The sequence below is a fragment of the Maridesulfovibrio sp. FT414 genome (genome assembly GCF_050916235.1).
GTDB lineage: Bacteria > Desulfobacterota > Desulfovibrionia > Desulfovibrionales > Desulfovibrionaceae > Maridesulfovibrio.
The window spans coordinates 1,580,989-1,601,452 of record NZ_CP104854.1; the positions used below are offsets into that span (position 1 = coordinate 1,580,989).

At 51.1% G+C, this 20,464-nt stretch carries 20 protein-coding genes; 12 read left to right on the forward strand and 8 right to left on the reverse strand.

The features are described 5' to 3' along the window. Nucleotides 1–4 precede the first annotated feature (4 nt). From N7E73_RS06980 to N7E73_RS07030, 11 genes are all read left to right on the forward strand, one after another. Entirely contained in the window at nucleotides 5–469 is a 465-nt protein-coding gene (locus tag N7E73_RS06980; RefSeq protein WP_432738327.1) for a DVU_1555 family C-GCAxxG-C-C protein, read from the forward strand. Next, on the forward strand, nucleotides 456–1,811 hold the full coding sequence (gene trsS, locus N7E73_RS06985; protein ID WP_432738328.1) for a radical SAM (seleno)protein TrsS: 1,356 nt from the start codon (nucleotides 456–458) through the stop codon (nucleotides 1,809–1,811). The genes N7E73_RS06980 and trsS overlap by 14 nt, the downstream gene beginning before the upstream one ends. Next, entirely contained in the window at nucleotides 1,804–3,120 is a 1,317-nt protein-coding gene (locus N7E73_RS06990; protein WP_432738329.1) for a DVU_1553 family AMP-dependent CoA ligase, read from the forward strand. The genes trsS and N7E73_RS06990 overlap by 8 nt, the downstream gene beginning before the upstream one ends. Before the next feature lie 11 nt (nucleotides 3,121–3,131). Then, a complete protein-coding gene (locus tag N7E73_RS06995) occupies nucleotides 3,132–4,166 on the forward strand; it encodes an XdhC family aldehyde oxidoreductase maturation factor (protein WP_432738330.1) in 1,035 nt (344 codons plus the stop codon). A gap of 5 nt (nucleotides 4,167–4,171) precedes the next feature. Next, on the forward strand, nucleotides 4,172–5,305 hold the full coding sequence (locus N7E73_RS07000) for a DVU_1551 family NTP transferase (protein WP_432738331.1): 1,134 nt from the start codon (nucleotides 4,172–4,174) through the stop codon (nucleotides 5,303–5,305). Further along, entirely contained in the window at nucleotides 5,305–5,934 is a 630-nt protein-coding gene (locus N7E73_RS07005; RefSeq protein WP_432738332.1) for a histidine phosphatase family protein, read from the forward strand. Before N7E73_RS07000 ends, N7E73_RS07005 begins: the two co-directional genes overlap by 1 nt. 97 nt (nucleotides 5,935–6,031) lie before the next feature. Further along, entirely contained in the window at nucleotides 6,032–7,174 is a 1,143-nt protein-coding gene (locus tag N7E73_RS07010; RefSeq protein WP_432738333.1) for an iron-containing alcohol dehydrogenase, read from the forward strand. Nucleotide 7,175: 1 nt separating this feature from the next. Next, a complete protein-coding gene (locus N7E73_RS07015; RefSeq protein ID WP_432738334.1) occupies nucleotides 7,176–8,366 on the forward strand; it encodes a two-component system sensor histidine kinase NtrB in 1,191 nt (396 codons plus the stop codon). A gap of 3 nt (nucleotides 8,367–8,369) precedes the next feature. Beyond that, on the forward strand, nucleotides 8,370–9,713 hold the full coding sequence (locus N7E73_RS07020; protein ID WP_432738335.1) for a sigma-54-dependent transcriptional regulator: 1,344 nt from the start codon (nucleotides 8,370–8,372) through the stop codon (nucleotides 9,711–9,713). 518 nt (nucleotides 9,714–10,231) lie between these two features. After that, entirely contained in the window at nucleotides 10,232–11,413 is a 1,182-nt protein-coding gene (locus N7E73_RS07025) for an iron-containing alcohol dehydrogenase (protein ID WP_432738336.1), read from the forward strand. 517 nt (nucleotides 11,414–11,930) lie between these two features. Beyond that, complete coding sequence (locus tag N7E73_RS07030; protein WP_432738337.1) at nucleotides 11,931–13,097, forward strand: ATP-grasp domain-containing protein; 1,167 nt, start codon at nucleotides 11,931–11,933, stop codon at nucleotides 13,095–13,097. Nucleotides 13,098–13,180: 83 nt separating this feature from the next. Here the strand turns inward: N7E73_RS07030 and N7E73_RS07035 are convergent, their stop codons facing one another. The 5 genes from N7E73_RS07035 to N7E73_RS07055 form a co-directional block, all read right to left on the reverse strand. Further along, nucleotides 13,181–13,690 (reverse strand): hypothetical protein, encoded by a 510-nt coding sequence (locus N7E73_RS07035; protein ID WP_432738338.1) that lies wholly within the window; start codon nucleotides 13,688–13,690, stop codon nucleotides 13,181–13,183. Nucleotides 13,691–13,905: 215 nt separating this feature from the next. Further along, nucleotides 13,906–14,076, reverse strand: a complete 171-nt coding sequence (locus N7E73_RS07040) for a hypothetical protein (protein WP_432738339.1) — start codon at nucleotides 14,074–14,076, stop codon at nucleotides 13,906–13,908. 63 nt (nucleotides 14,077–14,139) lie between these two features. Further along, nucleotides 14,140–14,571 (reverse strand): IS200/IS605 family transposase, encoded by a 432-nt coding sequence (tnpA, locus tag N7E73_RS07045; RefSeq protein WP_432734677.1) that lies wholly within the window; start codon nucleotides 14,569–14,571, stop codon nucleotides 14,140–14,142. A gap of 72 nt (nucleotides 14,572–14,643) precedes the next feature. Then, nucleotides 14,644–15,021: a hypothetical protein gene (locus N7E73_RS07050; protein WP_432738340.1), complete on the reverse strand. Its 378-nt coding sequence runs from the start codon at nucleotides 15,019–15,021 to the stop codon at nucleotides 14,644–14,646. Nucleotides 15,022–15,094: 73 nt separating this feature from the next. Further along, on the reverse strand, nucleotides 15,095–15,604 hold the full coding sequence (locus N7E73_RS07055) for a hypothetical protein (RefSeq protein ID WP_432738341.1): 510 nt from the start codon (nucleotides 15,602–15,604) through the stop codon (nucleotides 15,095–15,097). Between the two features lie 213 nt (nucleotides 15,605–15,817). Between N7E73_RS07055 and N7E73_RS07060 the strand changes: the two genes are divergently transcribed. Next, nucleotides 15,818–16,111 carry a hypothetical protein gene (locus N7E73_RS07060; protein WP_432738342.1) on the forward strand — a complete coding sequence of 98 codons (294 nt, stop codon included), beginning with the start codon at nucleotides 15,818–15,820 and terminating at the stop codon, nucleotides 16,109–16,111. 101 nt (nucleotides 16,112–16,212) lie between these two features. On the opposite strand, the gene N7E73_RS07065 is transcribed toward N7E73_RS07060, so the two are convergent. The 3 genes from N7E73_RS07065 to N7E73_RS07075 all read right to left on the reverse strand — a co-directional run bounded on the left by N7E73_RS07065 (nucleotide 16,213) and on the right by N7E73_RS07075 (nucleotide 20,395). After that, nucleotides 16,213–17,961 (reverse strand): PAS domain-containing sensor histidine kinase, encoded by a 1,749-nt coding sequence (locus N7E73_RS07065; protein WP_432738343.1) that lies wholly within the window; start codon nucleotides 17,959–17,961, stop codon nucleotides 16,213–16,215. Between the two features lie 102 nt (nucleotides 17,962–18,063). Beyond that, nucleotides 18,064–19,194, reverse strand: coding sequence for an HD domain-containing phosphohydrolase (locus tag N7E73_RS07070; RefSeq protein WP_432738344.1), 1,131 nt, complete (start codon nucleotides 19,192–19,194; stop codon nucleotides 18,064–18,066). Then, complete coding sequence (locus tag N7E73_RS07075; protein ID WP_432738345.1) at nucleotides 19,181–20,395, reverse strand: HDOD domain-containing protein; 1,215 nt, start codon at nucleotides 20,393–20,395, stop codon at nucleotides 19,181–19,183. Before N7E73_RS07075 ends, N7E73_RS07070 begins: the two co-directional genes overlap by 14 nt. Nucleotides 20,396–20,464 lie beyond the last annotated feature (69 nt).

The window sequence follows — 20,464 nt, forward strand, 5'->3', positions numbered from 1 at the left end:
ATTTATGAACGACACTGATCTCAGAATTTTACAATTACACGGTTCCGGGTACTGCTGTGCCCAGATTTTCATCCTGCTCTGCCTTGAAAACATGCAGCGGGAAAACCCTGATCTTGTGCGGGCAGCGCAGGGCCTTTGTCTGGGTATGGGCGACTGCTCAGGTCCATGCGGAATTCTCAGCGGCGGCCTTTGTGCCCTAAGCCTCTATGCTGGGAAAGGAACAGATTATGAGCAGGCAGAGGAACAGCTCCCGGTGCTGGCAGAAACCTTCAGGGACTGGTTCAGGGAAAAAGCCACTGTACAGCACGGCGGATTCAGCTGTGAGGCAATTCTGGGAGAAAAAAGCCTGACCCCGAATCCGGAACGTTGCGGTCAGCTGCTGACCGCCAGTTATGAGCAGTTGATAAATATCCTGCTTGAAGCGGGTCTCGATCCTGCTGAAGGAAGGGATGTTGATGAAGGATATTAGTTTCAATGTTCAGGCAACTGAGTCGTTGTGCCCGGTGTGCCTGAAAAAGATACCTGCCCGCAGGGTCATGAACGGCTGCGTAGCTCGTATTGAAAAACAGTGCCCGGAGCATGGACTGTTCAGCACTCCCTTCTGGAGAGGCGAGCCTGCCTTTGAAGGCTGGTCGCGCCCGAAAATCCCTTCCACTCCGCCGATGGCCGAAGAGGGTCGCGAGGGATGTCCTTTTGACTGCGGGCTGTGTGCCGGACACAACCAGCACACCTGTACGGCACTGCTGGAAATAACCTGGCGCTGCGACCTTGCCTGCAAGGTCTGTTTTGCTTCGGCCGGCAAGCCGGTGGCCCCTGACCCATCGCTTGAAGAGCTTGATATCATTCTGAGAAAAGTGCGCTCAGCAGCCGGGCCGTGCAACCTGCAGCTTTCCGGGGGGGAACCGGCTGTACGAGATGATCTTCCAAAGATCACGGCCCTTGCCAAGAAACACGGCTTTCCGTTTGTACAGGTCAACACCAATGGAATGAGAGTGGCGCGGGAGCACGGCCTAGCAGCCAGATGGGCCGAGGCCGGAGTTGATTCGGTCTTTCTGCAGTTCGACGGGACAAGAGATGACATTTATACTGAGATCAGGGGCAAAGCCATTCTTGAAGACAAGATCAGGGCCATTGAAAACCTGACTGCCGCCGGGATAGGGGTTGTGCTGGTTCCCACAGTGGTGCCGGATGTCAACGATGACAACCTCGGAGACATATTGAAGCTTGCCATATCATATTCTCCGGGGGTTCGCGGAATCCACTTTCAGCCTATCAGCTACTTCGGACGCTACCCGCAGGCCCCTACGGACAACATGCGCATCACCCTGCCTGAAATAATGACCGGCCTTGAAGAACAGTCCGGACAGGCGATCAGAAAAACCGACTTCATGCCCCCCGGATGCGAGCATTCCCTCTGTTCATTTCACGCAAATTATCTGTTAATGGAAGACGGCAGCCTCAGGAAACTTTCCGGCGGAAAAGAAGGCTGCTGCTCACCTAAACCTGCGGTTGAAGGCGCTGATAAGTCAAAAGCCTTTGTTCGCAGGCAGTGGGCCGCCCCGGAAACGGGCTGTGCATGCACCTCAGCCGAACAGCTTGATGATCTGGACCGGTTTATCAACCGGGCCAAGACCCATATACTGGCAATTTCAGGCATGGCATTTCAGGATGCATGGACCCTGGATCTGGAACGACTGAAAGGCTGCTGTATCCATGTGGTCTCCCCCGAAGGAAAGCTGATTCCCTTCTGCGCCTACAACATGACCGCCATGGACGGCTCCACCCTTTACAGGAGGATCATTGATGACTGATCGCCCACTGGGAAGCTGGCTCAACCTGCGCATGGGCCGCGATCCCGCAATGGAACCTGTTTCAGTGGAAGAACTGCGTAACTGGCAGTTCGATAAGTTGCGCAAAACCATGTTTCATGCTGTCAAATCCTGCCCGTTTTATCATGACCGGCTGGCCGGAGTTCAAACCGGGGCCGTCCATTCTCCGGCTGACCTCGGCCGGATTCCCTTCACTACTGCCGATGACCTGCGCTCAAATCCCGAAAGCTTTCTATGCGTATCACAAGATGAAGTTGCCAGAGCAGTAACCCTGTCCAGTTCCGGCTCCAGCGGCCCTCCGAAGCGTTTCTTTTTCACTTCCGGCGACCTTGAACGGACCATTGAATTTTTCCGCTACGGAATGTCTCCCATGATAAGGAAAGGTGAAAGCATTCTGGCCATACTTCCGGATTCCCGACCCGGCGGAGTCGGCTCCCTCTTCGCTGAATCAATAGGCAGACTGGGCGGAGAGACCTTTCTGCCGGTCAACCCCTCGGACATCAAAATACTTCTCAACCTGCTGCTCGACTCACACGCCAGCTGCATACTCGGTCCGGCCATACAGATCCACGCTCTTGCTCGGCTGGTGGAAAGCAAGGGACTGTGCATTCCCCACGTCCGTTCCGTGCTGCTCTGCTGGGACATCCTGCCTGAACAGAGCCTGCAGACCATCAACCGGGTCTTCAACTGCAACATATTCACTCACTGGGGCATGACCGAAACATGCCTCGGCGGGGGCGTAGACTGCAGCCCTGATTCCGGTATGCATCTGCGTGAACCGGATTTCTTTGTGGAAATCATCGACCCGAAAACAGGTAAACCGGTTCCGGACGGGGAAAAAGGTGAAATCGTGATCAGCACGCTTTCCCGCAGGGCCATGCCGCTGATCCGCTACAGAACCGGAGACGTCGGGAGCATAAAGGCCGACGCATGTTCCTGCGGACTGCCCCTGAGGCGGCTCGGCTCGGTTGAAGGGCGGCTGGACGAAGGAATAACCCTTCCGGTAAGCGGCAGACTGACCCTCCGGGAGCTCAACGATGTAATTCTTTCGCAGCCAGAGGTTCTGGACTTCAAGGTCGAATACCGCCCCCATCAACTGGAGCTGGATATAAGCCTCGACCTGCTGCCCGGCAATCGCAGGCTCACCCACATACGGGACAGCATCATCGCCTATCCTAAAATCTGGCAGGCCGTGAAGCACCTCAACCTGAAGGTCAAGACAAGACTGGCCAAATGTGACGGACAGATCAACTCTGGCTTCGGTAAACGGGCCATAACCATAACTATATAAGGACCGGCTCCATGAAACAGCTCATCCGCAATATATGCAACAGTCTTAAATCCGGCAAAGACCTCTTTCTGGCTTCAATTGTCAAAAGTTCGGGGTCCACACCTCGCTCATCCGGCAGCAAGATGGTCATAAGACGGGACGGATCCATTGACGGGACCATCGGCGGCGGACTGCTGGAGGCCATGGTCCAGCAAGAGGCTGCCAAACTTTTTCAGGGAGAAGGCAGCATTGCGATTATCAAGGAGTTCGACCTTTCCAACGAGCTTGCCGCCAATGCGGACATGATCTGCGGCGGGCATGTGTCGGTCATGCTTGAGCACCTTCCGGCCGATGAAGCCACTCTTTCCGTTTTCACCTCAGTTGATAAGGCCATGCGCATGGGCAAACATGCCGTGCTTTTCACGGTTACAGGAGAAAACCGTGTTGTGGAAAGGCAGGCCGTCCGGCCCTGCTGCCAGCTCCCTGCACTTGATTCTGCCGATGCAGAAACCGCATCGCGGATGCAGGAGGAGACTATCAAGTCCGGTCTTCCGGTCATGGAAGAGTGCGGGAACGTCCTGCTCATGGCTGAAGCATTCATTCCCCAGCCGGAACTTTTCATTTTCGGGGCCGGGCATGTCTCACGCCCCACGGCCGCACTAGCCTCTTCAGTAAATTTCCGGACCGTGGTTCTTGATGACCGCTCTGAGTTCGCCAACCGGGAAAGGTTCCCGGAAGCGGATGAAATCCGTGTTCTTGCCGGTTTTGAAAACTGCTTTGCAGGACTGGATGTAAATGTTAACTCATACGTAATAATTGTCACCCGCGGACACCTGCACGACAAAACCGTTCTGGGACAGGCTTTGGCCACCCCGGCCCGCTACGTGGGCATGATCGGCAGCAGGAAAAAACGTGACGCCATTTATGAAGCACTCCTTTCCGAGGGTCTTACCCAGAACGATATTGACCGCTGCCACTGCCCCATCGGCCTGAGCATCGGAGCACAGACCCCCGAAGAAATAGCAGTATCCATAGTGGCTGAACTCATCCAGAAACGCGCCGGATAGCAAGTATGAACATTTACGGACTGGTACTTGCGGCGGGATACTCGTCGCGAATGGGAAAACTGAAGGCTCTGCTGCCGCTTGACGGCGGCACGGTTCTTTCACTCTGTATCCGCGCCCTCATGGACGGCGGTGCCGCGGATGTATTCGTGGTCACCGGTCATATGTCGGAAAAAATCGGCCCTGTTGCCGTTTCGCTGGGGATGCACGAAGTGTTCAACCCCGATTTCGAGCAGGGCATGTTTTCCTCGATCAAGGCAGGAGTCAAGGCACTGCCTGAAGACGCCTCCGCCTTTATGGTTCTCCCGGTGGATATACCCCTGATCAGGCCTTCCACAATCCGAGCACTCACATTCGATTATGCAGCCAACCCTGCAGACATAGTCTACCCCTGCTTCAGAGGAGAGAGGGGACACCCCCCGCTCATAAGCGCAAAACTAATCCCGGAAATACTGGCCCACGATGGCGAGGGTGGATTGCGCGCAATCCTTGAAAAACACGAAGACAATGCCCGGGACCATCACATGCCGGACCTCGGCATACTGCGCGATCTGGACACGCCGGAAGACTATGCCAGGGCCTGCCGCATTTCACGCCGACGCATCCCCCAGAAGGAAGAGTGCGAAGCCCTGTGGGAACTGGCTGAAACACCTGTGCAGACCCGCGAACACTGCAAAAAAGTTGCCAGAGCGGCGTGTTTCATGGCCGCGGCCCTCAATGAAGCCCGCAACCACCATAAGGCTCTCGACCTCAACACCGTGCGCAGCGCAGCGCTGATGCACGATATTGCCAAACTGCGCAGGAACCACGAAGCGGCCGGAGCGGCCATCCTGACCGGATACGGTTTTTCCGGAATCGCCGACATTGTCGCGGCTCACAGGGATACTGACATCAAGCCCGACTCCCCCCTCACCGAACAGGAAATCGTCTTTCTGGCCGACAAGCTTTTTCAGGGAACCCGTCTGGTTTCACTGAGTGAAAGGTACGGGCATACCCTGCAACGCTGGAGCAATGATCCTGAAGCAGTGAAAGCCATAACCGAGAGACTGCACCGGGCTGAAGCTCTGATGAAAAGATACGAGCAGGAGGCCGGAGTGGAGATGCCGGCCTTTCTACTCTACAATATGGATAAAGACTGCTGATGATCGTAATGGTTCGGCATGCTGAAGCGGACAAGGCGAAAGGAAGAGCGATCGGTCACACCGACCTGAACCTTTCTCCTGAAGGATTGAAACAGGCCGGAATGCTGGCCGAGGCCCTCGCAGACACCCGGTTCAAGACATTTCTATGCAGTCCGCTGAAAAGAACCATGCAGACAGCCATGGCCCTGCAGGACAAATGGGGAACAAGCCCTGTGCCCTGTCCGGAACTGGCTGAAATCGACCTCGGGGAATGGGATGGACTGAGCTTCGAAAAAATACGGGCCGACTATCCTGAAGAATACCTCCGCCGGGGACAGGATATCACAGCTTACCACCCTCCCGGCGGTGAGAACTTCATTGATCTGAAAGAACGGGTCTCTATTCTTCTGCAGAGACTCTCGACACAGGATTCTCCCGCCATACTTGTCACCCATGCCGGGGTCATCAGGGTGATCATGCACATCGCCCTCGGCTTTCCACTGGAAAACATTTTCCATATCACCCCGGCCCACTGTCACGCCTCAATCATGGTTAGGCAAAACACAGGTTATATACTTAAGGGCTACAATCTGCCCCCCGGTCAGGATCTTTCCTCATTCATAAATAAACTGATGCAGCAGCGGACCTAATTCTCTTTGCCTTGACTTCTTTTCAGCACAGGCGGAGAATGAACACAGTTCAATTATTATAGATTTTTAGACATAATAGATAAAGAACGGAGAAAGCATGCAGATAACCAAATTCGCAATTCCTGAAGTTATCTTCGGCAACGGAAGCATACAGTTCCTGGCTTCCTGCGCGCAAAGGCTGGGAGCCAAAAGAGTACTTCTGGTCAGCGACAAGGGAATCGAAGAATCCGGCTGGGTCGCACTGATCCGTGAAATACTTGAAAGCGCCAAACTGGACTGCATCTACTTCGATGAACTTACGGCCAACCCCCGCGACCGGCAGATCCAGCAGGGAGCCAAACTCTACCGGGACAGCAGGGCGGATGTAATCATCGGCCTCGGAGGAGGAAGTCCCATTGACGCATCCAAGGGGATTGCAACCATCGTGAGCAACGGCGGAAACATTCATGACTACGAGGGGGCCAACCGCATAATCCATCCCCTGCCGCCAATGATATTCATCCCCACAACAGCCGGAAGCGGCTCTGACGTCTCCCAGTATGCAATCATCACCGACGAAAAACGGCAGGTGAAGATGTCCATCATCAGCCGCTCACTGGTACCCAATATTTCCATCATCGACCCGGACCTGCTGGTAACCAAATCAAGGGAGCTGATACTCTCATCGGCGGTTGATGCACTGGCCCACGCAGTGGAATCCTACGTATCAAGACTCGCCTCCCCCTTCACTGAATCACAGGCGTTGACCGCCATCAGGCTCATCGCCGGGAACATCAAGCCAGCAGCAAATTCAAAGAACCGCGAGGCACTGAAGAACCTCTCCATTGCCAGCACTGCAGCGGGGATGTCCTTCAGCAACGCCGGACTCGGTGTGGGGCACGCGCTTGCCCACTCTCTGGGAGGCCGTTACGATGTGACCCACGGCATGGCCCTGCCCATCCTGCTCCCGGCCGTAATCCGCTTCAACCAGCCCAGTTGTGAACGCAAGATGGCGACCATCGCCCATGCAATTTACGAGAGCTGTCCTGCTCCCGTAAGCGATCGCAAGAAATCGCTCAGTGACACACTTTACAATCTGTTTGAAGAGCTTGGAATTCCCATGCAGATGCGCAAAATTGTCCCGGACAACAGCCATATGGAAGAAATCTGTAAATTGGCCGTGCAGGATGCCTGCTCCGTGCCCAATCCCAAGGAAGCCACATGGCAGGATCTTTACCAGATATGCAGCGAGGCATGGTAGTATGGTAAACCACACAAGACTGCACGATCTTATCGGTATTGAGCACCACAAGCTCAACTTCTTTCAGGAACTGCAGCAGAACATCAAGGAACTGAAAGAGATCAACCGGGAGTCGGAAGACCAGCGTTGTGAAATCACCGCCATTCTGGACGGCATCACAGATGTAATGATGGTCCTTTCCGAGAATATGGAAATCATCTCGGTCAACCGCATTTTCGAAAAACTGTTTCCTGGCATCAACCCCATCGGAAAGAAGTGCTACTCCCTGTTCAGGGATACTGAAAAACCCTGCCCGGAATGTCCGGCCTTCAAATCCCTCTCCACTAATGCGGTGTGCAAGGATACAGCTATCTTCCGTATCGACGGCAAAAACATGCAGTTTGACATGATCGCCTCTCCGCTGCGCAACCCGGAGGTCAAGGAAAATCGCATCCTCATCTTCAAGCGCGACGTAACCATGGAAAAGGAATATCAGGCCAAATTCTATCAGGCGGAGAAGATGGCGACTATTGGCGTACTGGCTGCCGGTGTTGCCCATGAGATTAACAATCCAATGGCTGCCGTGGCCGGATTCGCAGAAGGAATCCAGCGCAGGCTGACTCGGCTGGATGAATCCATACCCGATGATCTGGCCGAAGACCTCTACGACTATACCAACACCATTCTTAAAGAATGCCTGCGCTGTCAGGACATAGTGAAAACCCTGCTGTCATTCAGCCGTCCTGTTGCATCCGAATTTCTCCCGGTGGACCTCAATCAGGTTGCCAAAGACACACTGCGGCTTCTGGACCACCAGTTCCGCCGCTACCAGCACATCAACCTGAATATGGAGCTTACCTCTCCCCTGCACCACATTTACGGAAACGAGGCCCAGCTCAAACAGGTTGTGTTGAACCTGCTGACCAATGCGGTGGACGCTGTGGAGGAAAAAGGAGACATCTCCGTCAGAACTTTTGTGGAAGACGACCATGTGGGACTTAAAGTCTGTGATTCCGGCTGCGGTATCCCGGAGGAGAACCGGGATATGCTCTTCGAGCCGTTCTTTACCACCAAAAAAGTGGGCCGAGGAATCGGAATAGGACTTTCCACCTGCTATAATATTGTACGCGAACACCGCGGGGAGATCATTGTGGACAGTGAAGTGGGCATTGGCTCCTGCTTTACGGTCCGCTTCCCCACCAGTGAGAACTAGAACATGCCAGAAATTTACAAAGTCCTTGTTGTTGATGACGAGGAATCCATCCTCAAACTGCTTGGCAAGGAGCTTGCCAGTTCAGAACGCATAGTACATACCGCCAACTGCGCTCAGACTGCACGGGAAATGGTGCGTAAGGAACGCTATGAAGTCATTGTCTCCGACATCCGGCTGCCGGACGGGGACGGGCTCGAACTGCTTACCGAATTCAAGGATATGGAGCCCGATGTTGAAGTCATCCTGATCACCGGGCACGGGAATATCGACAACGCAGTCGAAGCCATCCGCATCGGAGCCTATGACTACATCACCAAACCCTTCCGCCTTGACCGGGTCGAGCTGGTTGTGGACCGGGCCTGGCAACGGGTCTGCCTGACCCGCGAGAACCGCAGCTACAAGCACTCCCAGCGCTGCGACACAGCCAGTTCCCAGTTGATAGGCAGTTCTGTACCCATCAAGCAGATCCGTCACCTGATCAACAAGGTGGCGCCCACCAACGTTCCGGTTCTCATCACCGGTGAGTCCGGTGCGGGTAAAGACGTTGTTGCACATGCCATCCACTGTGCCAGCCAGCGGGCCGGCAAGCCCATGATAGTAAAAAACTGCGCCACACTGCAGAAGGAGCTGTCTCGCAGTGAACTTTTCGGGCACACCAAAGGTTCATTCACCGGAGCGACTGAGAACTGCGACGGGCTTATGACCTTCGCGCATACCGGTACGCTCTTCCTTGATGAAATAGGTGAACTGCCATTTGAAGTGCAGGCCTCGCTTCTGCGCGTACTGGAAGCGCACACTTTCAGGCGTGTCGGAGAAAAAGACGAGCGCACCGTTGATATCCGCTTCCTGTTTGCCACCAACCGCAACCTGGTCAGGGAAGTAGAGGAAGGGCGTTTCCATGAAGCCCTTTTTCACCGCATAAACGTCTTCAACATTTCCCTTCCTGAGCTTAAGGACCGTCGAGAGGATGTTCCTTTATTAATAGACTTTTTCCTGCACAAGATGGGCCTGCAGATGGGTCAGGGGGAATACACGGTCAGCGAGAGGGCCATGCAGTGCATGCTGTCCTATCATTGGCCGGGTAACGTGCGCGAGCTGCGCAACGTGCTTGAGCGCAGTATCATTCTGTCAGAGAATAACGTCATAACCAGCGCCTGCCTGCCCAAGGAAATTGCCGACCAGCCGGAACGCGAGGGCGAAGCCGGTATTCTTTCACTTGAACGCATGGAACGTGAACATATCATCAAGGCTCTGGACTTCTTCAACGGAAATCGCCAGAAGGCCGCGCAGGCGCTCGGCATCGGCCGCAAGACCCTTTACCGCAAAATCGACAAATATACTCTGTAATCCGAACAGGATTATCTTATAAAACAAGGCCGTTCCGGGAAACCGGAGCGGCCTTATCTATTTCATCTCAATAAAAAGCATTCATACGCTCTTTATTAATCTTTAATAAAAGGGTATGATCAACAATTTTTCATACAATTGATGCGCCAATCAATGTAAAAAAAATATAAAATAATGCAAAACGACCTTACACAGTTGCTCGATAGTATGCTAAGAAAAGCACAAGATCCTTCTGACACATTTGTTGCTGTTGCTGGTTCAAAACGACACACGCTCTTACAATACCTTACAGCACAACACAATTGTCACTTTTGTTACATTTTTCACATAGAAAAAGCTGATAAAAAAGGACACAAAGGAATTAAACATGATTCACAATGCCCATAGGGCTCAAACTACAAAGCTTTGAAATTAATTGATTTTCTGTTTGGCACGCGACTTGCCTTATAGAAAGCGTTAATAAGTACAAGACTAGGCCCAACCTTCTAAAAACCTATTAAGCTAAAGGATGGTCTCAAATGGCAGTACGTGAACAAGTTTACGGTTTCTTCATTCCCAGCGTAACCCTGATCGGTATCGGCGCTCACAAAGAAATCCCCGCTCGCATTAAAGCTCTTGGCGGGAAAAAGCCCCTTCTGGTTACCGACAAAGGTATTACCGGCTGCGGAATCACCCAGCAGATCGTTGATATCCTGAAAGCTGACGGAATGGATTGCGTTGTTTATGACGACACCATTCCCAACCCCACTGACAACAACGTTGCCGCAGGCGTAAAAGCCTACCAGGACAACGGCTGCGACTCCCTGATCACCCTCGGCGGCGGTAGCTCTCATGACTGTGGTAAGGGCGTAGGTCTTGTAGTTTCCAACGGCGGCACCATCCACGACTTCGAAGGCGTGGACAAGTCCACCAAACCCATGCCTCCTTATGTTGCGGTTAACACCACCGCCGGAACCGCGTCTGAAATGACCCGTTTCTGCATCATCACCGACACTTCCCGCAAAGTTAAGATGGCTATCGTTGACTGGCGCGTTACCCCCGGTATCGCTCTTGACGACCCGCTGCTCATGATGGGCATGCCCCCGGCACTTACTGCTGCAACCGGTATGGACGCTCTGACCCACTCCGTTGAAGCATGGGTTTCCACCATCGCTACCCCCATCACCGATGCATGTGCTGAAAAGTCCATCAGACTTATTAACAAATATCTGCGCCGCGCTGTTGCAAACGGCCAGGACATCGAAGCCCGTGAAGGTATGTGTTACGCACAGTACCTCGGCGGTATGGCCTTCAACAACGCTTCCCTGGGTCACGTTCACGCCATGGCTCACCAGCTCGGCGGCTTCTACGACCTGCCCCACGGCGAATGTAACGCTATCCTGCTGCCCCACGTTGAACAGCACAACCTGATTGCAAACGTCGAACGTTTCGCAACCATGGCTGAATGGCTCGGCGTTAACACCGCCGGCATGGATACCCGTGTCGCAGCTGACGCAGCTCTCGACGCTATCCGCACTCTCTCCGCCGACGTAGGTATTCCTGCCGGTCTGATCGCTCTGGGCGAAAAGTACGGCAAGAAGGTTTCCGCCGACGACATCCCCACCATGACAGCAAACGCTCAGAAAGATGCCTGTGGTCTCACCAACCCCAGAATGATGACTGACGCAGCTGTTGCAGCTATCTACAAGGCTGCCCTTTAGCATAAAGATCCATCCGGTCCCGGAATCTGCAAGCCGGGACCGGATGTACAAGATATTCAGGCCACGGAAAGACGGTAATCTTTGTATAACAGAGGTCATGGATTGGTAGAGGCTGATTCCGTTTTTTCGTAAATGTCCGGAACTGGCGAGCAGGTGGAGCTGCTAACTTAACTCCGGAACGGCCCTGTATTTCCGAGGGGGATGGCCCCATCCCCCTCAGACTTGAAATTTCCCGAAGGACCGGTTGCTTCAAAATAAAACCGCACGCTTAGAACGCTTACGGACCTTAAACCCCACACAGCTTCAATGGAGAAGGCTCCCCACCCTGAGAGCCTCCCAACCCCAGCACCTTGGAGCAACCGAAGCAACCGGCCCCTTCAAAAACCTTCCCCGACTGTATCGCTATCTTTTCATCTTTCTGTACATGTACAGATTCCTTTCATACGGTTAGCTGTCTTATTTACAAGTACCGCTGTGCTGTCTTATATCTTCTGCAATTCCATCCAAGGACACTCCAATGATCATATTAGAAAAACCGTATGTTTCCGATTTCCTGAAAAAGACCCTGCTTGAACTTGCCCCGGTGGTGCTCGATAATGATTCGGCCCGAAAAGCGCTTGGAGGCATCAGCATCAAGCTCACGGCGGAAAATGATTTTGCCCTCCGGTACAGGGATAATCCGCATCAGCCGGTATATTCCAACTCCGAGAACGCAATAGACTGGATCGACAACAACCTAGGCGGAAACGGGCTTCCGGGAAAAGTCCGCCTGTTCAAAGATAAAGGTGCGTTCAGGAAGCTGGTCCGCGACATGTTTCCGAATTTCTTTTACCGCACGGTAAAATTCGAAGACCTCGCCGGAGTTGATTCCGCCACTCTGCCTATCCCATGTGTAATAAAGCCCAGTGTCGGGTTCTTCAGCCTGGGAGTGCACATGGTGGAATCCGTGGACGAATGGGACAAGGCCGTTGCCGCCATACAAAACGAAGTGGAACACATCCGGTCCATGTACCCGGCAAAGGTGCTTGAGCTGGACAATTTCATCATCGAAGAATGCATTAACGGAGAAGAGTTCGCTGTAGACGCCTATTACGACAGCGAAGGCAGTCCGGTAATCATCAACATTCTCGGCCACCTGTTCGCATCCAGCGACGATGTCAGCGACCGCTGCTACATAACTTCTTCTGAGATAATTGGCGAACACCACGACGAATTCATCGCCCTGCTGACTGAAATCGGAAAAAGAGCCGATCTGCGCAACTTTCCCATACACATAGAGCTGCGCAAGGATGACTCCGGCAATATCGGCGTAATTGAGGTAAATCCCATGCGCTTTGCAGGCTGGTGCGTAACCGATCTGGCCTGGTACGCATACGGCATCAACCCGTACAAATATTTCCTTGAAGGCCTGAAGCCGGATTGGGACAAAATAGTGCCATGCTGCAAAGGCAAGGTCTACGCCATGATCATCGGCGACATCGACTCCTCGGTTGACTGCTCAAAAATCAAGGCTGTCGACTACGAAGGGTTCAAAGCCAACTTCACCAAGCCACTTGAACTACGGAAGATAGACTACAAAGAATACCCAGTATTCGCATTTGTTTTTGCCGAAGTAGCGACAGACAACATGGACGAGTTAAGAAAAATGCTGCATGCGGATTTTACGGAGTATCTTAAATTTTAAAGATAGATGACTTTTTAAAAGAAATAACGGCGGGCCGCATGAACTGCGGACCGCCTTTGCAATTTTTGGGTTTCAGGAATAAGTTAGAAGGGTTGGCCGTTGTTGATGGGATAGTTCCCATAATAAAGTGAAGTACCTGTTCCACCAGAATTCCTGGCTGTACCAATTAACGCTTTATGTGGCTTCTTATCTTCGGAGCTCCACAATATTTCCGCGCTACAATATCTATAGGAGCCATCTATGCCACTATCTAACTGGAAACACCGTGTTGAATGGGCAGGGATATCATACTCGGCAGTCCCAGTTGCAAGAACTATCGTTCTACTCCCGGCAGATCCGGTATAAACCTTGGCAAGGTGAGTAATATCGATTCCATCATGATCATAAAATGTAACTTTACAATGCACGACTTCATTCGTGACATTAGTTATGTCCAAGCTGGTGTTTTGAACATACGAACCGCTACGACCAAAAATTAAACCATTGACCATAGCCCCGCCTTGAGCACTAAAAGAACTCTGCGCAAACACCCCACCGCACATCAAAACCACCATGACCGCAGACATCAGACCCGCACGAACTAGATTTTTCATTTCTCCTCCTTTCTAAACTTAAGAACCTAAACAGATTGAACATATTTCTAACATAAAAAATATATGTCTATACAATAAATCAACACCAGGCAAGGCAAAGCAATGTAGCGTAACTACTCATTGTATCTAAAATTTTAAAGAGGAATCACTTTTTAAGATAAATAAAGGCGGTCCGCATGAACTGCGGGCCGCTGTTGTTTGTTGTGGGATTTTAGTTAGAAGGGCTGGCCGTTGTTGAGGGGAGAGCTTACAGCGTACCCCAACCCGGAGCCCATAGTTCCTTTGTGCCATTTGTCCACCAACAGAGCTTTAGTCAGCTTCGTGTCATCAGCGAACCAACTGATTACTGCATGCCCAATTACACCAGAATGAGTAGCAAGAGTCATAATACCCCCGGCAAAGCCGGGGGCTTGTTTTTGTGAGCCACTCGAAGTGGCTTTAAGAACCGCCTAAAGGCGGAATTTCAATTGTTCAATCCGTTGGTCTTCTTTTTCCTGATTCCGAATGTACTCCCGAATCACTTTTTCATCACGACCCACGGTAGAAACAAAGTATCCTCTGGCCCAAAAGCTTTGCCCAGCGTAACCGCGTGCTCGGCCTTCGATTTCACGAGCAATATGAATTGCGCTCTTACCTTTTATAAAACCAACAACTTGGGCTACCGAATATTTGGGAGGGATAGCAATATACATATGCACATGATCGTTGCATAAGTGGCCTTCCAGAATCATACATTCGCGCTGTCGCGCAAGTTTATGAAAAACCTCGCCCAAGTAGTTTTTCAGTTTGCCAAACAACACCTTGCGTCGACATTTCGGTATCCACACAACATGATACTTGCAGTCCCATTTTGTATGGCATAGGCTTGAATTGCACTTCATAGAGCCTCTCCTCTGCTCACTTTGAGCAGCTCACAAGGAGAGGCTTTATATTACTCCCGCATAAGTCAAACTTTACTGGTCCCCCAGCATAGCTGGGGGGTTTCTCAGTGGACTAAACACATACTGCCGGGAACCATGCGCAGGAATGTCAAATTCGTTTCCAGTGCTGACAACAGTTATTACCCCATTGGTTGGGCCGGAAATTATCTGAGCATGAGAACTGACGTCATTTCCATTTTGATCATATACAGTAACCTTGCAATAAACAGTGCTACCAGTAATATTATTGATAAGCAGTTCAGTCTGTGTAAAATTAAGTGAATGGGTATATTGTGCAAACATTGGTGTTGAACAACTTCCTTGAGGGACAAAATCAGTAGCAAACACCCCACCGCACATCAAAACCACCATGGCTGCGGACATCAGGCCCGCACGAATCAGATTTTTCATTACTTTCTCCTAAGTAATAAGGCTGCTTGCAAATTATTATGCAACAGCTTCAATTAAGCTATCTGTTGAGATACTAGAAGGGTTGGCCGTTGTTGATAAAAGCCGATGACGAAAAATTGCCAGTTGAACTTGCTCCGGTTAACCACAATGCACCGACAAGCGCTTTATGAGGCTTGGGGTCCATAGAACTCCACCGGATATCCGCATGACCAAATTTCCACGCGTCACTTGGAAGAGAATCTAGTTGGAATATTCTGGTACTATGAGCGGGAATATCCCACTCCCCCGATCCGGTCGCCAAGAGTAACGGAGCAGAAGAGGCTGACCCTGTATAAACTTTCGCCAAATTATTAATGTCGTTTCCATCCTGATCATAAAAAGTCACATTGCAACGCACAACTTCATTAGTAACATTGGTTAAAAAGATTGATGAATGAACAATATATGTCCCAGCCTTAACATACGTTATACCCGGGACAATCATCCCTCCCTGTTGGACAAAAGAGCTCTCAGCAAACACCCCACCGCACATCAAAACCACCATGACCGCGGACATCAGGACCGCCCGAATCAATTTTTTCATTTTCTTCTCCTGTTGAATTGTTAATACCGCCTATCTAGGTAGTATTTTAGACATACTAAAAATGCGCTTATACTCAGCGACAACTTTAATCAACAAAAACACAGTAGAAGCAGATCCTATGCCCGGCACCCAAGCTTGATATTCACCTTTGACAAGTGCGGACATTTGCGGCAATTTCCTGATATTAGTTAATCAACCCGCCAAGGAGACCCAATGAGTTCAACAATTGAAGACCTGACCATACAATACGAAGAGAACGGCGAAATCGTTATCAAGGAGCTGGACAAGGTCGTGCTTACCAAAGGCGCATGGACCACCATCATGTTCCGCTACAAACAGATAGACAGCAAAACCGGAGACTTCGGCAAGGATCTTTATTCCATACGCCGCTACCGCAAGATGAAAGGCGAATACCGCCAGCAGTCCAAATTCAATATTTCCAGCCCGGATCAGGCCCGCAAGATTATCGATGCACTTGAGGGCTGGCTTAAGGACGTTGAAGAATAACCCTGCCCTTGATTTTTCTGCCCGGATACGGGCAATAAAAAACTCCGTCCGGGTACCCGGACGGAGTTTTTTATTCCAATATAACAGCGCGGCAACTCTGACTATTCAACAGGATCTATTGGAAAACGTAGGATAAAGGTTGTTCCCTCTCCTACCTCTGACTCAATATCGATTATTCCACCATGCTTATCAACCACAATGTCGTGCACAATGGCCAACCCCTGACCTGTGCCTTTACCGACTTCCTTGGTGGTAAAAAACGGATCATAGATCTTCATGATATTCTCCTTGGGGATACCGCATCCGGAATCCTTTATCCGGACTTCAACAAACGGATGCTCGTACATGGTTGAGACAGTTATCTGACCCTTTTCATCCCCCTGCACCTTTTCCATTATGGCATGGGCAGCGTTGACTATAACATTAAGGAGCACCTGATTTATACCTCCGGGATACCCGAAGACAAGGGGCAGCTCCTCGTCAAGGTTCGTTTCAAGGTCCGCCACATATTTCCACTCGTTTCGAGAGACTATGACGGTATTCATAATCGCTTTGTTAATATCAACCGATCTCGGTTTTTCCTCTCCGGGATGTGAAAAATTCTTCATGGCCAGAACAATTGTGGCAACGCGCTCTACCCCTTCAAGGGCCCTGTTGCAGGCCTTGGGAGTTTCCTCCAGCACAAAGGCCATATCCAACTCATCCTTGAACTCTTCAATTTTCTCAAGCTGCGCCTTTTTACCCGCCCAATCTCCTGAAGATTCCAGCACAGTGTCATAAAGTTCCAGAAGACTGTTTGTATCCTCAAAAGCTTCCTTAACGAAGCGAACGCTGTCTCCAACATACTGAATGGGGGTATTTATCTCATGGGCTATGCCGGATGCGAGCTGGCCTATGGACTCCAACTTCTGGGCAATATTGAGTTTACGCTCAAGAATCTTGCGCTCGGTTATATCAAACACAACCTGAACAAGATGGCTGCGTCCGCCGAGGTGGACTTCGAACAGCCTGCGGGAAACGGGAAGAGATCTGCCTCCCGGCATGGCCAGAATCCCCTCTTCATAAGTTCCCTGCTCATGAACATCCGGGCAAAGCAGGTCTTTCCCGGAATCAGAAGTAAATATGTAACGTCCCTGCGAGTCCGGGTCCAGAATCTGGTCAGTGGAGAGGGAAAGCAGCTCCTCCCCGACTGGATTGCAGTCGACAACAACGCCCTGCATCGGGTCAAAAACAAAAATGGCCGCACCGATCCCCAGAAACACCGTATTTAGAAATTCCTGATATTCCTGCTGCTGCATCTGAGCCTGTAATTGTTCGGAAATATCACGGACAGTTGCCAGGATAGACGTGTTGCCGCCAATATCAATGCGGCATAGAGCCACTTCAGCATCAAATTCAGTACCGTCACCGGGACGTCTGGAAGTCCAGTTGAAAATCACATCCTCTCCGCTCAGAGCCTGCTCCCAGCGAGCATTGAGGGTATCAAACTGATTTTCCGGACCAGAAAGATCATCCACAACCGTAAGGTGCCGAACCTGATCAGGGGTGATTCTGAACATCTCCAGCATCCGTTCATTCACATCAAGCACCCGCCCATTAACATCATGGATAATAAGGGCGTCATAGGCCCGATTGAAGATAACCCGCATGGCGGCTTCAGCTTCACGCCGCTCCGCAACTTCACGGACAAGCTCCTCATTGGTCCGCTCCCATAGTGAATTGAAGCGCTCGTCAGGACGCTCACCGGGACAAGGGTCTTTACCGGACAAACTTTCGCCAGAAACATTCACGACATTTTTGCCTTCTTCAGGATTTATACTGCTTCCCTGACCGCTACCTGACCGCTGCATTCCTGCCTCCCATATGCAAATTCAAATCAATACCTTTGCCCCGGACGACCGCTTTACATAACTTAAAATTATTTCCCAGCGGGAGGCCGAATATCCTGTGTATCAGGCCACCTGTTCAACCGGCACCTTCACTCTTATCCTATCCGGAAGCCGCTTGGTCTTGGCAAAATTACTTATACGAATAAGTGCAGCCTCAGTTATCTCTGTTCCGTCTACCATGATATATACTTCGTCCAGGCTCCAGAGGTCCTCATCAAGCAGCATCCCAACCCTAAGCTCGGAAAGGGCGATCTCTCTGCGGACATAGCCTTCCTCCCCGGCAGTTCCTTTCTCGAGAACCGTCACCATCTTTGGATCGTAAACTCCTTCCCGGGCCCTAAGGGCATCAATGGCGTCCTGTTTTTCCATTCCCTGCTGAACAAGCAGGTCGTAATCAAGGCATAGCCTCAAAACTCTCGATTCCACAGGCTGGGTCGGATTGACAGCCAGCGAGTCCTGCATGTGGAGTATAATCTCGGTAACCTTTTCCATACGGGGAATGTTGGAAAGCATTCCAACAGTGATCGAAGGATGCATATCAAATATCTGTTTCTCTTCAGGACTTAAATCCTCTCCCTTGAGAACCTTCTGTAGAACAGTTTCCGGCAGGGTCACACATCCGAGCTGGCAGAGCATTGCAGCAAGGTCAAGATGCAGGGGCTGCGCGAGACTAAGACTCTGCCCGAGAAATCCGGCAAGTCTTCGCACCCTTTCGCTTCTGCCGAAAGCTTCAGGATTGACAAGGGATAAGATATCCATCAGCACCTTGATGCTTCCGCGAAGAGTCCCGCGTAAGAGCTCTCTTTCCGCCACAACCAGCGAGTACTGTTTCACGGCTACGGTGAGGGTTCGGACCATTTCATCAATATGACTGGGCTTGGTCAGGAACCGGAAAACGGAGCCTTCGTTTACAGCAGCAATGGCTGAATCAAGGTCAGCATGTCCGGTGAGCATGATCCGAACTGTATCCGGAGATAGCTCCTGCACCTTGTTAAGAAATGTCACTCCGTCCATCTTGGGCATTTTCAAGTCGGAAACCACAACTGCATACGGACCTGATTTAACGATCTTTTCAAGCCCCTCCTCCGGACCCAATGCAGTTTCAACGCTGAAACGCCTGCGCAACGAGGCCCGGTATGAATCAAGGATATTCTGCTCGTCATCAACAAAGAGAATCTTTCTAGGAACGCTCATTCCCTTCCTCCATGCACCTGATACATTCTTCTTTCCATACCTCAAGCCGATCAAGCAGACCGAGCTTTTCAAGACATCCATGTTCCATCTCAGAAAATGTATAATTGGATTCAACCACACCCAACTCGTGCTGCAGACAGTCCGCGACATGCACAACCAGCGATGGAGTCAGGGACTCACTGCAGTTATTAAAGGAGTGGTGGCTGTACACGCTTCTTACAACCTCTTCGCTGAAGCCCCAAAGACCCAGTAAATAGGCCCCGACCTCCGCGTGGGTTGCTCCAAGAAGGCGTTCTTCCTGATCAACGACTGGCCCGCCGAACTCATTTACTGCATCAAGTACTCCTCGATACATTGAATCCACGTTGGTCAGGAACACCAACTTGCCTATATCATGAAGCAAACCGCTGACAAAGCAGCAATCAATAAACTCCCTGTCATTTGACTCGCATACGGCAATAGTACGGGCAAAATACCCGACCTGCAGACAATGATCCCAGAGTTTATCCACCGAATACCCCTTAAGATTTCCCACATCGATCTCTTTCAGCAGACGAACGCCAAAGACAAGTCCCTTCAAAACCTGCGTTCCCAGATAGACCACAGCCCTGGAAGGAGATGTAATCTTCTTGTAGAAACCAAAGAAAGTTGAATTCACCACTTTGAGGATGGTTGCTGAAGTCCCGGCATCCTGTTCCACCAGCCGTCCGACCTTGATTATATCCGGATCAGGCTTTTCGAGTTCAGTTCTGATCTGAAGGATCAGTTCCGGGATGGATGGCAGTGAGTCCAGACCCGAAACAACTCTGCGAAGATTACTGCTGGTCAGAATCTCCCGCAGGGCGGTCACCCGCCTGATCGTATTGATAACGGTTTCCGAACTGCATGGTTTGCTGAGGAACTGGTGGGCACTTCTGGTCGACTTCAACTGAGCCTGCATGTCAGAATAGCCGGACAGGATAATTCTCACCGCACCACTTTGCTTCTTTTCCACTTCTTTGAGAAAATCTGACCCATCCATACCAGGCATGCGCATATCAGTCACAACCACGTCAAAAGACACCTCATCCACAAGTTGCAGTGCTTCGGTCGTGCTCAAGGAATAATGACACTTCCATTCTTTGCGCATGGCATGCATCATGGTCCTGAACCCGGCCAGAATATTTTTATCATCATCAACAAAAAGTATATTCAATTTCATTACAGTCCCCGAAATTCCAGGATTTTCCAACCCAATGGTAATCAGCTTAGCATCAAAAAGACTTCTTTA